General features: G+C 39.5%; 18 protein-coding genes. 11 read left to right on the top strand and 7 right to left on the bottom strand.

Annotated features, from left to right (window positions below; all coding sequences use genetic code 11):
• Positions 1-37 precede the first annotated feature (37 nt).
• Positions 38-607: a dCTP deaminase gene (dcd, locus tag CLI64_RS07670; RefSeq protein WP_225977603.1), complete on the top strand. Its 570-nt coding sequence runs from the start codon at positions 38-40 to the stop codon at positions 605-607.
• An 18-nt stretch (positions 608-625) separates the two neighbouring features.
• Here dcd and dut read toward each other — a convergent pair whose 3' ends face one another.
• The 4 genes from dut to thyX all read right to left on the bottom strand — a co-directional run bounded on the left by dut (position 626) and on the right by thyX (position 3,045).
• On the bottom strand, positions 626-1,066 hold the full coding sequence (gene dut / locus CLI64_RS07665) for a dUTP diphosphatase (RefSeq protein ID WP_103136654.1): 441 nt from the start codon (positions 1,064-1,066) through the stop codon (positions 626-628).
• Between the two features lie 34 nt (positions 1,067-1,100).
• Positions 1,101-1,910 (bottom strand): deoxycytidine triphosphate deaminase, encoded by an 810-nt coding sequence (locus tag CLI64_RS07660; RefSeq protein WP_103136653.1) that lies wholly within the window; start codon positions 1,908-1,910, stop codon positions 1,101-1,103.
• A 138-nt stretch (positions 1,911-2,048) separates the two neighbouring features.
• Positions 2,049-2,276 (bottom strand): DUF433 domain-containing protein, encoded by a 228-nt coding sequence (locus CLI64_RS07655; RefSeq protein WP_103136652.1) that lies wholly within the window; start codon positions 2,274-2,276, stop codon positions 2,049-2,051.
• Positions 2,277-2,322: 46 nt separating this feature from the next.
• Positions 2,323-3,045 (bottom strand): FAD-dependent thymidylate synthase, encoded by a 723-nt coding sequence (gene thyX / locus CLI64_RS07650; protein ID WP_103136651.1) that lies wholly within the window; start codon positions 3,043-3,045, stop codon positions 2,323-2,325.
• Between the two features lie 150 nt (positions 3,046-3,195).
• Between thyX and CLI64_RS07645 the strand changes: the two genes are divergently transcribed.
• Positions 3,196-3,411 (top strand): chlorophyll a/b-binding protein, encoded by a 216-nt coding sequence (locus CLI64_RS07645; protein WP_103136650.1) that lies wholly within the window; start codon positions 3,196-3,198, stop codon positions 3,409-3,411.
• Between the two features lie 255 nt (positions 3,412-3,666).
• Entirely contained in the window at positions 3,667-4,248 is a 582-nt protein-coding gene (locus CLI64_RS07640) for a thioredoxin family protein (protein WP_103136649.1), read from the top strand.
• 111 nt (positions 4,249-4,359) lie between these two features.
• Here the strand turns inward: CLI64_RS07640 and CLI64_RS07635 are convergent, their stop codons facing one another.
• Positions 4,360-4,872 (bottom strand): hypothetical protein, encoded by a 513-nt coding sequence (locus tag CLI64_RS07635; protein ID WP_103136648.1) that lies wholly within the window; start codon positions 4,870-4,872, stop codon positions 4,360-4,362.
• A gap of 853 nt (positions 4,873-5,725) precedes the next feature.
• On the opposite strand from CLI64_RS07635, the gene aroA reads away from it, so the two are divergent.
• Positions 5,726-7,075 carry a 3-phosphoshikimate 1-carboxyvinyltransferase gene (gene aroA, locus CLI64_RS07630; protein WP_103136647.1) on the top strand — a complete coding sequence of 450 codons (1,350 nt, stop codon included), beginning with the start codon at positions 5,726-5,728 and terminating at the stop codon, positions 7,073-7,075.
• A 93-nt stretch (positions 7,076-7,168) separates the two neighbouring features.
• On the opposite strand, the gene CLI64_RS07625 is transcribed toward aroA, so the two are convergent.
• Both CLI64_RS07625 and CLI64_RS07620 read right to left on the bottom strand, forming a co-directional pair.
• The gene (locus tag CLI64_RS07625) at positions 7,169-8,005 is read right to left on the bottom strand and encodes a class I SAM-dependent methyltransferase (RefSeq protein ID WP_103136646.1); all 837 of its coding nucleotides are present in this window, start codon (positions 8,003-8,005) and stop codon (positions 7,169-7,171) included.
• A 293-nt stretch (positions 8,006-8,298) separates the two neighbouring features.
• Entirely contained in the window at positions 8,299-8,751 is a 453-nt protein-coding gene (locus CLI64_RS07620) for an Rrf2 family transcriptional regulator (protein ID WP_225977528.1), read from the bottom strand.
• Between the two features lie 417 nt (positions 8,752-9,168).
• Here CLI64_RS07620 and cysE point away from each other — a divergent pair, with 417 nt between their 5' ends.
• The 7 genes from cysE to CLI64_RS07585 all read left to right on the top strand — a co-directional run bounded on the left by cysE (position 9,169) and on the right by CLI64_RS07585 (position 15,591).
• Complete coding sequence (gene cysE / locus CLI64_RS07615; RefSeq protein ID WP_103136644.1) at positions 9,169-9,897, top strand: serine O-acetyltransferase; 729 nt, start codon at positions 9,169-9,171, stop codon at positions 9,895-9,897.
• 174 nt (positions 9,898-10,071) lie between these two features.
• Positions 10,072-10,662, top strand: coding sequence for a Crp/Fnr family transcriptional regulator (locus CLI64_RS07610; RefSeq protein WP_103136643.1), 591 nt, complete (start codon positions 10,072-10,074; stop codon positions 10,660-10,662).
• Between the two features lie 259 nt (positions 10,663-10,921).
• Positions 10,922-12,139, top strand: a complete 1,218-nt coding sequence (locus CLI64_RS07605; RefSeq protein ID WP_103136642.1) for an ABC transporter substrate-binding protein — start codon at positions 10,922-10,924, stop codon at positions 12,137-12,139.
• 114 nt (positions 12,140-12,253) lie between these two features.
• Positions 12,254-13,204, top strand: a complete 951-nt coding sequence (locus CLI64_RS07600; protein WP_103136641.1) for a branched-chain amino acid ABC transporter permease — start codon at positions 12,254-12,256, stop codon at positions 13,202-13,204.
• A 21-nt stretch (positions 13,205-13,225) separates the two neighbouring features.
• Positions 13,226-13,828, top strand: coding sequence for a Uma2 family endonuclease (locus CLI64_RS07595; RefSeq protein ID WP_103136640.1), 603 nt, complete (start codon positions 13,226-13,228; stop codon positions 13,826-13,828).
• 23 nt (positions 13,829-13,851) lie between these two features.
• Positions 13,852-14,781, top strand: a complete 930-nt coding sequence (locus CLI64_RS07590; RefSeq protein ID WP_103136639.1) for a branched-chain amino acid ABC transporter permease — start codon at positions 13,852-13,854, stop codon at positions 14,779-14,781.
• A gap of 33 nt (positions 14,782-14,814) precedes the next feature.
• A complete protein-coding gene (locus tag CLI64_RS07585; protein WP_103136638.1) occupies positions 14,815-15,591 on the top strand; it encodes an ABC transporter ATP-binding protein in 777 nt (258 codons plus the stop codon).
• Positions 15,592-15,621 lie beyond the last annotated feature (30 nt).

The raw sequence follows: 15,621 nt of genomic DNA, 5'->3' as shown, positions 1-15,621 counted from the left end.
TGACATTGTGATTAAGAACGATATCTGGATTACTGAAATGGCTCAAAAGGGTATGATTTTTCCCTTTGAGTCATCCTTAATCAGAAAAGTGCAAAGAGTCTCTGATTCGGGAATTCAACCTGTTATTAGCTATGGTCTTTCTTCCTATGGGTACGATATTCGCCTTTCTCCTTCTGAATTCCGAATTTTTCGACACATTCCTGGAACTGTAGTTGATCCCAAAAACTTTAACCCTCAGAACCTAGAGCCTACACTATTACATACAGATAGCAATGGAAGTTACTTTATCTTGCCTGCACATTCCTATGGTTTAGGAGTGGCACTAGAAAAACTAGAAGTTCCCAACAATATCACTGTAATTTGCATCGGAAAATCAACTTATGCGCGATGTGGCATAATAGCGAACTTAACTCCTGCTGAAGCTGCATGGCGTGGCCATTTAACTCTAGAGTTTTCTAATTCTTCTAGCGCAGACTGCCGTATCTACGCCAACGAAGGTGTAGTGCAATTACTATTTTTGGAAGGTGAACCTTGCGCGATCAGCTATGAAGCTCGTCAGGGTAAGTACCAGGATCAATTAGAAATTGTTACTTTGGCTCGTGTATAGCCCGAATAATAGTCAAATTTATACATTTGCCGTGATTCCTGTTGAACCGAAACCGCCTGTTCCTCTAGATGTATTACTGAGTCCATCAACCTGTTCAACTTCTACACGAATCACTGGTGTAATTACCATTTGAGCTATTTTCATCCCTCTGGTCACATGAAAAGGTTTTTTACCATGATTGATTAAAATTACGCCTATTTCTCCTCGATAGCCTTCATCTACTGTACCAGGAGTATTTAAAACTGTTATTTGATGATTCAGTGCTAAACCACTTCTGGGACGAATTTGTGCTTCAGTACCTTGAGGTAGCTCTATTGCAATACCAGTATGAATTATTCGGCTTTCTTTAGATGGGATTTCTAACTCTTCTATAGAAAATAAATCTAGTCCAGAATCATTATAATGTTCGTATCTAGGCGTTATAGCTAATTCAGTTAATTTTTGTATTTTTAGCTTCATTTGATGAGCTTATAATGTTATTTTCATGTATATTCTAGCCCCTACGCACATCATTTGTAAATTGTACAATTAACGCACCAAATGCTAAAAAAGTTGTTTTGTCAAAAATTGAAATAACTGTATTGTACCAACTGTTTTCTGAAAAAATTGTACGATTGCTGTCTAAGTAAAGATAGATACATAAACTTAAAATAGTCAGTGCTATCAAAATTATATATGGTAGGAAATAGAATAAATTACCTAATAAATCCTTCTTAAAATTTTTAAAATTATCAGATTCTTTGAGTTTCTTTCTTAAACGTTCTGTATCCTTTCTAAAAGGCTCTTCTAACCAACGACTTTCTTCCGGAGTAACCTGAACTTGCTTGAGAAGTTTTAGTATTTCTGGTCTACCGGGATCATTAGTATGTGGAATAGAAGATTTGGTTTTGACATAATAAAACATAAGGGATACAAAAGTATCCTTCTCTGGTTCAAGTTCTATAGATTGATTACTATGGTTATGAACCGCGATTAATGAAACTCCTTGATAATTAGGATCTAGGGTTGTACCAATATGTCCGATTCCTTGAGAAACTAAGGCAACTTTAGAATGATATGTTCCAGCAATTTTTTTTGAAACCCAGATAGCTTCATTCGTTTGAATTATAACTGTAGAGTTTTCAGGAATAACAATTCTGTTGATTGAACTATCATAAGCACTTTCCCCATCTCGAACTTTCCATGCAAGCTTGCTCACTGTTAGGTTATAGCTTGCCCCTTTCAGGTTATCTTCATTAAAAGGGTATATTAAAATGTTTTTGCCTAGTTCTCGCTGAATATCTCGGTCGCTTAATATACTCATACACTTTATTTATATTCTATATATCTGTAATGAGAGCTAATTATATTAGCTATTTTTGTGATAATAACCGTGAATTCCTCATGTATTTAATTTTTTACGATTTTTACGAAAATTTAAATTTTTATGAATTTAAAAACTTTATATTTGATTTAGCATTGCTTTTACCGTTACCTCTAAAACTTGTAAAACTTGAGTTTGCAAATGTGGAAAATCTTCTAAAAATTCGGTTAGACCTGCTTCGCCTTCTAGATAATCGAAAAAAGTCTGCAATGGAACTCTTGTGCCTACAAATACAAGAGTTCCACTCATAATCTCTGGATTAGATTCGATAATTTGACGATCGCACAGCACTTTTTGAATATCCATCGTCTTGCAGCTGGGATTTAGACATCATCTAGATTTTAATCTAGCTCTAAGGTGCTAATCTTCCCTTGCCTAAACGAGTTTTTTCATACCACTGAGCGATCGCGGGTGTCCATTGTTCAAAATGTGGCCACATTAGTTCACACAATTTCTGAATTTCCAGTTGAGCATCTTTCTTATTTCTCAAATCGCAAAAATGCAAAAATGAACGCAAATTAAAGCTGACTACAAAATGTTGACGATAATCAAAGGGAACTTTACCTCTGGCGTGTTCTTCTGACATTCCCCCTTCAAAATCAGCCTTATATCGTTTAGCTGCTTCCAAACACCACTCTAAATCAGCAGATCGCTGTTCAGGGGAATAGTAATATTTTTTACTCTGTCTATCTGTATAGTAACCAACTGGACGTAGATAAAAAACGTCTTCAATGTCTTTTCTACCCTCGACTACATCAATAAACTGTTCACCCGTATACCTAAAAGATTGCACATCAAAGGATACTGCTACCCTATGAGTACGTGCTTGTTGCATGACACTATGAGGAAAATAACCGCAGTTGAAGACAATTTGAGGATGTTCTAGTGGCCCGTAATGTCCTCTTTCGCCTGCTAATAGTCGTTTAACAATAATTTCGCCGCATTCTGACTCCGAAGGCCAAGAGTCACGTTCGTCAAACACGAACCCATCTGTATAGTCTTGGTGCATGGCTGCATAAATCACCTGCTGGGGGTTTGGTGTTTTAGCTATAACTTCTACTCGGAATCGATCCATTGGCTTTTGAACGGTTGATTTGTACTTGTTCTGAGAGGGTGGTTTTCAACCCGACTCACAATCATATCTCTTTGGACAGATTAAGATGCTTTACAAAAATTTATATATTTGTTACAGTTTGTTACATCATAAATAACTGAGAAAAACAAAATGCGTACAAACAATGCCATCGTTGATGATCAAGGTTTGATGAACAACTTTGCGATTGAGCCAAAGGTGTATGTAGATGAGCAGGGCGATCGCACCGGTTTCACTCCCTACGCAGAATTACTCAATGGTCGTTTAGCCATGATTGGGTTTATTTCTCTGATTGCTTTAGAAGTGTTTACAGGACATGGTATTTTTGGTTTCTTCTCAAATCTATAAAAATAATAAAATCTTAAGTTTTGTAAAAATAGTAAATTAACAAAATCAGAGACAGGAAATTTCCTGTCTCTTAATGTATTGAGACTTTTGTGATATTTTGACAGTGACCAAGGGCAGAAGAAACAGACTAAACCAATTCTCTAAAATTTTCCTATAGATTCTTGTTGGAGAGACTCTTTTCAACTTCATCTGTCTGAATTGCCAATTGATATCATTTCGTTCCTGTAACCTATAATCTGTCACCTTTCACAAACTATGGTTTTAACTGCTTCTACCATGTTGCCATTAGGCACACAAGCACCAGATTTTCATCTACCTGAAGTAGTATCTGGCAAAACAATTTCTCTAGCTAGTTTTGCTGATAAAAAAGTGTTGCTAGTGATGTTTATTTGCCGGCATTGTCCATTTGTGAAGCATATTCAAGACGAAATTACCAGGCTAAGTGAAGATTATCGCACGAGTGACTTAGCGATCGCAGCTATTAGCTCTAACGATGCCGAAAAATATCCAGATGACGCACCTGATTCGCTCAAAGCATTAGCCATAGAAAAGGGATGGCAATTTCCGCTATGCTACGACGAAACCCAGGCCATAGCCAAAGCTTATACAGCAGCTTGTACGCCTGACTTTTTCGTGTTTGATGCAGAACGCAAACTTGTGTATCGCGGACAGTTAGATGATAGTCGTCCCAGTAACGGTAAACCAGTCACAGGCGCAGATTTACGTGCTGCTATTGATGCCGCTTTAGTTGGTCAACCTGTGACTATTGAACAAAAGCCTAGCATTGGTTGCAATATTAAATGGAAAGCGGGGAATGAACCCAGTTATTTTGGGTAGGGATTGGGGATTGGGAAGAGGCAGGGGGCAGGGGGCAGGGGGCAGGGGACTGGGGACAAGGTAGATTTGAATCCTATGCCCTATGCCCTATGCCCCATTCCCAATTCCCAATTAATGTTGAATTTCCAAATTGAGAATATAGTGTCCTAATTGGACATTTTCTGCCCAAAGTTCGTACTCTATACGTAGATGCTCTGGCAGGGGATTGCCACTGAGGGTGAGATTTTTGGTAAAGTTGCGTAAGCGGATGGGATCATTGGGTTGTATTGATTCTGTAGGTAGCCAATATCGGCTCACCCCATAAACACCTTGTTCCCAAAAGTGACGGTAACTCACCTGTTCGTTACCTTGCATGGTCATAATGATCCGATAAGGAGAAATTTCCAACCACAGCACTCTAGGGCTAGTGGGAGTATAAGCTTTAGTTTTGTGTGGTGTCGCTGTATCTTCTATTTCGCTGGGAAATGCAACTTCACAGGTGATTAGCGGTGGTGCAGTTAATAGTAGGTGGAATCTATCAGTGTCTTTCTGATACAGCGTGCCAGCAGTTTCTACCACTGACCAGAATGGCAGGTCTGTGGAAATATGTGATAAGCACACGGGCTTGCGGTGATGAGTGAGCATGGGAGCGTTGAAGGCTAAAAGCTATTGAACAAGATGAAATTAATACCAGATACTTCAGTTGATTGGGTAAGCAACTAAAGAATAAAACATAGTAAAACTTGCTTAATATTAACTGAAGATGCTTTTTTAGTAAGCTATATAAACAAACATCAAAATAAGTTGAATATGAATCTCAAAAGTTCATGTAAGAATAATGAAATTTATTAAGTAAACTCTGTGAAAAGTTATACTTTTGTGAAAAAAGACAACTAAGAGCTACCATCAGAACACTTACTGAGTATCCCACATAAGAGTGAAGTAGCAATAACTAAAAAATAAATCTATACTAACCCAAGTTGCTATATGAATCCGCTTTGATTCGGTGAAATTGTTTGCGTAGGTAGGGAACAGGGAACAGGGAAGAAGAAATAAAAGTGTACCTAGCTTCGCAAAAATCAAATACGAGTCCTATAGTTAGCAAGATAGGGAATAGATAATTAAGCGCAATGAAAAGCAGCTTGTTTCAGCTATACTCAGTTTTCTCAAAATTCCATCGAAATTCAACCCAACTTAGCTGATTAGCAATTTTGAGAGAGCAAAAAGCGATACTATACTAGGCAGTCTCTATCAATATGGGCATAGGGTATAGGGCATAGAGCATGGGGGTTGTATTTTTCTCCACCTGCTTACAATGCTTCTGCTGTTTCCCTGTTCCTAATTGTTCAAGTTTGGGTTTTGGATTAACTATTTTGAAGAGAGTTTCATCTAAAATCCGTCTTGAAAAGTTCTGTATGCGGGAAACCCGGCTGTAGAACTTTTCGCAAAATCTCAAATTCCCAGTCCCCAATCTCTAATTTTCAGAAAGTATATTGTGATGTTAGCTGCTGCCATAACATTAGAATCTCAAGAAGACCTTTCCCACAAGTTAATTATTCAAACACCTACTACTGGGGTATCCTTACAGGGTCGTATCCAGATACCAGGGGATAAATCAATTTCCCATCGGGCTTTGATGTTGGGTGCGATCGCCCAAGGTGAAACGGAAATCCAAGGGTTACTTTTGGGTGAAGACCCCCGTAGCACTGCTAGCTGTTTTCAAGCAATGGGTGCAGAAATTTCACCGTTGAATACTGAATTGGTGCGGGTGAAAGGTATTGGTTTAGGTAATTTACAAGAACCTGTAGATGTGTTGAATGCAGGTAACTCTGGGACAACACTGCGCCTGATGTTGGGACTTTTAGCATCTCATCCAGGACGCTTTTTTACAGTCACGGGTGATAGTTCTTTGCGATCGCGTCCCATGTCTCGTGTTGTCAAACCCCTGCAACAAATGGGGGCGCAAATCTGGGGACGTAAGGATAATTCTTTAGCCCCTTTGGCGGTACAAGGACAAATCCTCAAACCCATTCACTATCATTCACCCATCGCCTCTGCCCAGGTAAAATCCTGTATTATGCTGGCGGCTTTATTCACTGAGGGTAAAACTACGGTGACAGAACCAGCCCTATCCCGTGACCACAGCGAACGGATGCTACGGGCGTTTGGTGCAGATGTCAGTGTTGACCCAGAAACCAAAAGCGTGACGGTTACAGGTCAGGCGCAATTGTACGGCCAAAAAGTCATTGTCCCAGGGGATATTAGTTCGGCGGCCTTTTGGTTAGTGGCTGGGGCGATAGTTCCTGGTTCAGAATTGGTGGTGGAAAATGTCGGTGTGAATCCCACCCGCACAGGGATTTTAGAAGCCTTGGAAATGATGGGGGCGGATATCCAATTGGAAAATCAGCGTGAAGTCGCCGGGGAACCTGTGGCGGATGTGCGAGTGCGTTACAGTCGTTTACGCAGTTGCACGATTGCTGGGGATATCGTACCGCGCATGATTGATGAAATCCCGATTTTGGCTGTGGCGGCGGTGTTTGCTGAAGGTACTACCGTGATTCGGGATGCAGAAGAGTTGAGAGTCAAAGAAAGCGATCGCATTACTGTAATGGCGCAACAACTCAATAAACTCGGCGCGCAAGTGACGGAATTAACAGACGGAATGGAAATTACAGGCGGGACTCCCTTAAGAGGAACAGACGTTGATAGCCATACCGATCATCGCATCGCCATGAGTTTAGCGATCGCCGCTTTAAACGCCAGTGGCGTAACCACAATTCACCGCGCTGAAGCCGCCGCTATTTCTTATCCTAATTTCACTAACACACTGAAACAGATTTTGGGGTAATGGGGATTGGGGATTGGGGATTGGGGATTGGGCATTGCAGACCAAAATATGATCATTGGATTCTTCCCCCCTGCTCCCTGCCCCCTGCCCCCACTACATCTTTTGGGCTATTTGCAGGGCTGATAGAAACGATACAGAAATATTAGTAATGGAGTTTTTTTCTAACACAGTCTTTAAGCCAGCAAATAAAGCATTTCTTTGTTGAGGCTCTAAAGCTATGTATGGCGACAGGGTACTTAAAAGCGTTAAATAATCATCAATACTATAAGTGAACTCACAAGGGAATTCTTCCGAGACAAAACACTTAAACAGACCAGAATCAATCACACCCTGTCCGAATCTGAGTATTTGCTTGTGCTGTGTTTCTCGTTCTTCGTATCTTCCTAAAGCTGGGGCTTGATGCTGATAAACCTCCTCGAAAGCTGCGTAAACTTCATACTGGGGTTGGGGTGTCATATTCCACAGCAAAATCAAATGACCATCGGCTTTTAAAGCATCGGCTGCTTTTGCATAGCCAATTTCTGGTGAAACCCAATGAAAAGATGTCGCCGCTAAAACAGCATGATATTTTTCAGGCTCTAGCGGCCACTCTTCAAAGGATGTATTCGTTATTTCTACAGAAGGATATTGTATACAATTTTGCTCTACTATTTTACAAAGTTTCTGGCTTGGCTCTAGACAGACCATTGTGAAACCTAACTGAGCAAAGGCAACTGTAGCATTTCCAGGGCCACAGCCGATTTCTAAAATAACTGCGTCTTGTGGAAGTTCAGCTAACTCTACAGCACGGTGAATTAATTGCTGAGGATAGCGTGGTCTAGTTTTGTTATAGGCATCAGCTACTTCGCTATACCAGTTTTTTCTCTGTTGCGAAGTGTAGATATTTGCTACTTGGCTATACCAACTTTTTCTTTGTTCTAAATCTTTCATAAGTTGTGTGCAAGTGAGCTTTATACCAAGTGCCAATATTTTGGCAACATATCACCTATTAACTTAACTTGCCCATCCAAAACTGACACAGCAAACTAGGAAAGCTTTTAGCAGCAGGCAGAAAGGAAAGTGATAGCGAGAAAAGCTACACCTCTACACTAGTGACTGCCAGCTAAAAAAATAATTTATTTTCTGGAAATCCCCTATCCAGACTCCTAGCCCAAATCATCAGAAATGATTTAGGATGGTTATAAATGTGTTGTTGACTATCAGATTTAATTATCTAATATCTCCTAAATGTAATACATGGGACTCTGCTGAGTACGTGCCTCTCTTTCTTGACACAAATCTTGGAGTGTATAGCGATTCAAAACCTCCGTCGAGGCTGCATTAGCTTGATCCCAAATTTCATGAACTAAAGTTTTCTCTAAAGATGGAGATTCGGAAATATCTTTGTCTTTGCGCTCACCTTCTACCAAAGTGATGATTTCTAATAAGGTAATCTGCCAAGGTTCACGCACTAAAACGAAACCTCCTTTGGCACCACGTTGACTTTGTACCACACCAGCACGCCGCAAGGTGGTCAAAATTTGTTCTAGATATCGCTCAGGTATGGGTTGTTTGGCAGTAATTTCACCCACAGTCAGAACTTTCTGTCCGTGGTGAGTTGCCAATTCTAATAGTGCCAGTAGCGCGTATTCAACTTTGGCAGATAAATCTAAAAGAGCGTAGTTTTGGCTATTCAAGTGTGTACTCAAGATAATACGGTTAGTTGATTGATTTAACGCAATTTATGCGAATTTAATTTTTTCTCAGTCTTAGATGTGATAACATCCGACTTATAAAGTAAAGACATAAATCTATCGACTTACCGTAGATTATCTTACACAATTTTACCCGATTGCTTCAACTGTTCTTGGTGAGGACACAACAACAAGGGGTGTAAGGGTGTGGGGGTGTAAGGGAGTGCTGAATTTTAGATTTTAAATTTTGGATTTTGGATTGAGGTTTTTAGGTTCATACCGCGCCAGACAGTGGGCGGAATAAATCTAAAATCTAAAATCCAAAATCCAAAATCTGAAATTGGTTGACTCCTTATAGCCCTAAACCTCATATCTTCATACTCCTATAACCCTAAATCCATCCATTTACTCAGGAAGATCATGCTACTAACTGATTTACGAACCATATATGAGCGTGACCCAGCAGCCCGGAATTGGCTGGAAGTGTTGTTTTGTTATCCTGGGTTGCAAGCGTTATTGTTTCACCGCTTGTCACACTGGCTGTATAAACTGAATGTGCCGTTTATACCACGGTTTCTTTCTCATATTAGTCGGTTCCTAACTGGGATTGAGATTCACCCAGGGGCAGTTATTGGCAAGGGCGTATTTATTGATCACGGTATGGGTGTAGTTATTGGTGAAACAGCCATTATTGGTGATTATGCTTTAATTTATCAAGGTGTTACCTTGGGGGGTACGGGGAAGGAAACAGGTAAACGTCACCCGACGATAGGTAGTCATGTGGTTGTAGGCGCGGGTGCGAAGGTATTGGGTAATATTACCATCGGCGATCGCGTCCGTGTTGGCGCAGGCTCAGTTGTGTTAAGAGATGTTCCCAGCAACACTACAGTGGTGGGAATTCCAGGGCGTGTAACCCGTGAAAATAACTCCAATACAGATTTTTTGGCGCATGGAAAGCTGCGCGACGTAGAAGCAGAAGTGATTCGAGCGTTATTTGAGAGAGTCAAAAATTTAGAAAAACAAATAGAACAGCTAGAAACTAAATCAACCCCAGTCCCCACTTACATAACGCTAGAGCAACTTTACAACTCTCACCAAACTGAGTCTGATTCCATGATTGAAGAATTTTTAGATGGTGCGGGAATTTGATTTTGGTCAATGGTCAGTAGTCATTAGTCATTAGTCATTAGTCATTAGTTATTAGTCATTGAGATACTTGTCTACCTTGTCTCCTAATCAGTTCCCAATCCCCAATCCCCCCTTGTATCAGAACGCCTACTATAGCTATACTACGGTTAATGAATCGGTTAAGTGTAATATCCAGTGGTGTCACTAAAATCAAGCTTTCTTAACTCAGCTAGTCACAATACTAAGCTGTTGTTTACACGACGGTCATTTTTACCGGAGTATCAAAATAGCCTCTGGCAGATTGACACGGGTTTTGTTAGAACCTTTACATATCTGGAAAATGGTACAACTGTAGCCTTGGGGTTATGGGGTGCTGGAGATGTTATTGGTAAGGCTCTGTCGAAATTAGAACCTTACCAAATGGAGTGTTTGACTAAGGTGGAGGCGAGAATTTTACCCTTAGATGAATGGTCTTATCCGACAGAAACTTTATTGGCGCACATCCAACAAGCTGAAGAGTTAGCCGTGATTCGCAGCTACAAGAAAGTAGAGACTATGCTGCTGAAGTTGTTGGCGTGGTTATCTCACAGGTTTGGTTCAGAAGTAGAGAAAGGACGCTTGATAGATATGCGTCTGACTCACGAAGACTTAGCTGATATGATTGGTTCGACAAGGGTGACAGTAACTCGCATCTTAGGACAATTTGAGCAGGAGGGATTGATTGACAGGCGATCGCTCAATAGAATTATTCTGCGAGAAGAAGAGATTTGGTATTACGAGATTTAGTTTTTGGGATTGGGGACTGGGGACTGGGGATTGGGGACTGGGTATTGGGTATTGGGGATTAGGAGACAAGGGAGACAAGGGAGAAGAAGTATTAATAACTAATGACTAATGACTAATGACTATTGACTAATACTTGACTGTTTTTTAGTCAGGAAAAATGATTTAATAAAATTCTTGTAAATGTACGTCTACATTTTCTTGTGTAGGCATAAAGTGTTGCGTTTTACAACTTTTTTAATAACTAAATAACTATTTACCAATGAAAAAAATATTATCTCGACAAAGTATATTAACATCTGCCTGTGTGCTACTCATAACAGCTTGTGGAAGCAATACCGCAAATAATTCTACAAGTGAGACACCCAGTAGCTCAAATCAATCTACAACAATTCCTATTGGTATTGCGATCGCTCAAACTAGTAATGTCGCTTTGCTAGGTCAAGAACAAGTAGCTGGAGTTAAAATTGCCGAAAAATATTTTAATGACAAAGGTGGTATTAACGGTACACCTATTAAGTTAGTATTGCAAGACACGGCTGGAGATGAAGCGGGCGCGATTAATGCTTTTCAAACTTTAATTAATAGAGATAAAGTAGTTGGGATTGTCGGACCTACTTTATCGCAGCAAGCCTTTAGTGCTGACCCTGTAGCTGAACGGGCTAAAGTACCAGTCATAGGCCCATCAAATACAGCTAAAGGTGTACCAGAAATTGGTGATTATGTCGCCCGTGTTTCTGTTCCGGTTTCTGTAGTTGCGCCTAATGCTGTTAAGGCGGCTCTTAAACAAAATCCTAATATTAAAAAGGTTGCGGTTTTCTTTGCTCAAAATGATGCTTTTAGCAAGTCAGAAACAGAAATTTTTCAAAAGACTGTTAAAGACCAAGGTTTAGAATTAGTCACAGTCCAAAAGTTTCAAACTACTGATACTGACTTTCAAAGCCAAGCTACCAACGCCATTAATTTAAAACCAGATTTAGTAATTATTTCTGGATTAGCGGCTGATGGTGGTAACTTAGTTAGACAATTGAGAGAACTAGGTTATAAAGGCTTAATTATCGGTGGAAATGGGTTAAATACATCAAATATTTTTCCAGTTTGTAAAGCTTTGTGCGATGGTGTGTTGATAGCTCAAGCTTACAGTCCAGAACATCCTGGAGAGATTAACGCGGCTTTTCGTAAAGCTTACGTCGAGCAATTTAAGAAAGAACCGCCTCAATTTAGCGCGCAAGCTTTTACCGCAGTGCAAGTATATGTCGATGCGCTCAAAGAGTTAGATAATAAAAGCAAAATTTCTCAGTTACAACTACCACAGTTAAGAACAGAATTAAATAAACAAATCTTGGCAGGTAAGTACAATACCATTTTAGGAGAAATTAGTTTTACTCCTGTAGGCGAAGTTGTACAGAAAGATTTTTATGTCGCCCAAATTAAAATGGAAAAAGATGGTAGTCAGGGTAAGTTTGCATTCTTGAAATAGAGATTGGGATTGGGGAATAGTTTGTAGTGCGAACTTTAGTTCTCTAAAAGGACTAAAGTCCTTACTACGAACTCAAGTCCCCAGTCCCCAGTCCCCCATCCCTTATAAATTACTATGGACATTAGTTTATTTATTCAACAATTGTTAAATGGCCTATCTATTGGTAGTGTCTATGCGATTTTTGCTTTGGGTTATACATTGGTTTATTCCATTTTAGGGATTATTAACTTAGCGCATGGGGCAATTTTTACTCTAGGCGCATATTTTACTTATGCACTCATGGGTGGTAGTTTTGGATTCAATGGCTTATTTGCTAATTTAACGCTACCAGTACAATTACCATTTGCTATGGCTTTAATTATAGGCAGTGGTTTGGCTGGATTGGTGGGTATTGGAATGGAACGCATTGCGTTCAAACCTTTGCGAAATAAAGGTTCTGACCCTTTACTAACAGTAGTTTCTAGCTTAGGTGTAGCAGTAGTAATTGTAAATTTAATTCAGTATTTAGTAGGTGCAGAAAGTTATACATTTCCTGCTAATACTTTTGGTAATTTACCAGCCGCCATTAATTTTGGGAGTGCAGAAAAACCAATTCCGATTCGGAGTGTACAGGTGATTATTTTTGGGGTGTCGATGGTAATTGTAGCTATCCTCACCTATTTTATTAATCGTACTAAATACGGTAAAGCTATGCAGGCGATCGCAGAAGATCCAGTTACTTCTAGTTTATTAGGAATTGATAGCGATCGCTTTATCATCTTGACATTTTTCCTCAGCAGTTTTCTAGCAGGGTTAGCTGGGACTTTGGTAGCCTCTAGCGTCAGTATAGCAGGCCCTTATTTTGGTATCGCCTTTGGGTTACGGGGTTTGGCGGTAATTGTTTTGGGTGGTTTAGGAAGTATTCCTGGTGCGGTTTTGGGGGGTTTACTCATCGGTGTAGTGGAAGCACTCGTCCCGGCGGAATTTTCTGGCTATAAAGATGCTGTAGCTTTTGGCATTTTATTTGTCATGCTATTAGTTAGACCCCAAGGTTTGTTAGGTCGTCGGTTCATCCAGAAAGTGTAAGGATAGTTGAGTTACAAAACTATGACAACATTTACAAAACCGAAATTAACCTTTGAACAGTTTCTTGATCAATCTCCAGAGGAAGGTTTTTATGAACTTGTTAATGGGGAAATAGTAGAAGTGCGTTCAACTAGAAATCATGATGATGTCGCTAATTTTATTCTGTTTGGCTTCTATGATGAAATTAGGCGGTTAAATTTAAATTTTGTAGTAAATAACACAGCAGTTTTTAGAACTGTAACTGCTAATGGTATAGAACAAGGACGTAAGCCTGATGTTAGCGTCATAGATAGAGACTTATGGCGTGCAGATCGTTCGGCTTATGCTGCACTGAATCAACCAATTCAGTTGGCTGTAGAAGTAACATCAACTAATTGGGAAGATGACTATATTGATAAATTGGATGAATATCAAAGATTAGGTATTCCTGAATATTGGATTGTGGATTATTTGGCAATTGGTGATAGAAAATACTTGGGACAACCCAAAGAACCGACAGTGTTTGTTTTTTTACTAAATGCTGATGGTGAATATGAACGTACATCTTTTAAAGGTGCTGATTTAATAGTCTCCAGAACTTTTCCAGAATTGAATCTGACAGCATCACAAATCTTGACGGCTTAGAATTTTATTAAGCAATTTAAGCAATGGCTGATTTTTTCTCGACTTATGGCTCACTCATTGTTTCAATGGTATTAGGGGCGTTACTCGGACTCTCACTTTATTTACCATTGATGGCTGGACAATTATCTTTAGCTAGTCCAGGATTTTATGCTTTAGGTGGTTATATAGCAGCAATTTTATCGACTAAAGTTTTTACATCTAATAGTAATTTATTCCCCATACACTTGTTGTTATTGGAGATGGTAATTGCTGGGTTAGTTTCTGGTGTATTGGGTATAGTTATAGGCATTCCGGCTTTAAGATTGCGAGGAATTTATTTAGCGATCGCCACTATTGCATTTGTAGAAGTTTTACGCGTTTTTTCCCTGAATTTAGAAATTACAGGTGGTGCTGTGGGGATTTTTGCTATCCCTCAACCATTCCAAACTCAAATAGAATACTTATGGATTGCCTTACCATTACTATTAATTAGTATGGTGCTATTTTACCGCTTAGAAAGGGTGCGAGTTGGTAGAGCATTCACTGCAATCAGAGAGGATGAATTAGCCGCCGGCGCAATGGGAATTAATCCCACTTATTATAAAGTTTTAGCCTTTACTTTAGGAGCTATTTTAGCGGGTATAGTTGGTGCAATTAGCGCGCATTTCCTTAACACTTGGAACGCACGACAAGGCACATTTGACGCGAGTATTATTTATTTAACTTTTGTTTTAATTGGTGGTTCAAGAAGTTTCTTAGGTTCAGTTGTAGGTGGTATGGTATTTACAGCTTTACCAGAGGTTTTACGCAGTCTAGCTGATACAGGTGGTTTTCCTGTGTGGTTAGCTCAATTTCTTCGAGATGGTAGGTTAATTATTTTTGGTTTATTGATAGTTATAGGTACAATTTTCTTTCCTCAAGGTTTGATTACTCCTGATAGTTTTAAAAGGGGTAAACGAGGGAATAGTCAATAGTCATCAGTCATTAGTAAAGAGTCAATAGTCAAAATGACAGAGAACAAGCAACCCATTTTAGCTGCTAATTCACTTACTCGCCGTTTTGGTGGGTTGGTGGCGGTAAATAATGTTTCTTTTAGTGTTAATCAATATGAAATTTTTGGGCTAATTGGCCCCAATGGCGCAGGTAAAACCACTTTATTTAATTTAATTACAGGTTTGATTCCTCTTTCTAGTGGTGAGTTAACTTATAAAAATCAAGCAATTTCACAAATGCGTTCTCATCAAATTGCTCATTTAGGAGTTGCTAGAACTTTTCAAAATATTCGCTTGTTTGGGGAATTATCGGCTTTAGAAAATGTGATTATTGCTCGACATCTACATACTAATAGTAGTTTAATTACAGGGGTTTTAGGTTTACCACCAGCACCTCAAGAGGAAAATAAAAGTAGACAGAAGGCTTTAGAATTATTAGAGATGGTGGGATTGAGCGATCGCGCTGAGGAAAAATCCCGAAATTTTGCCTATGGTGATCAGCGTCGCTTAGAAATTGCGCGCGCGTTAGCTTTAGAACCGCAAATATTACTCCTAGATGAACCTGCTGCGGGGATGAATCCTAGCGAAAAGGCGCAACTTAGTGATTTTATTCGGGATATCCGCGATCGCTTCAATTTAACTATCATTATTATTGAGCATCATGTCCCCTTAGTAATGGGATTATGTGATCGCATCGCTGTGTTAGATTTTGGTCAATTAATCGCCTTGGGTGAACCATCAGTAATTAGAAATGATCCGGCTGTAATTGAAGCTTATTTGGGTAATGAATGATTAAACCAATTCGCAATTCGCAATTCGCAA

The organism is Nostoc sp. CENA543 (assembly GCF_002896875.1).
Classification (GTDB): Bacteria; Cyanobacteriota; Cyanobacteriia; order Cyanobacteriales; family Nostocaceae; genus Trichormus.
Note: the sequence above shows the minus strand (reverse complement) of the source record. Positions and strands in the feature narration are given on the sequence as shown.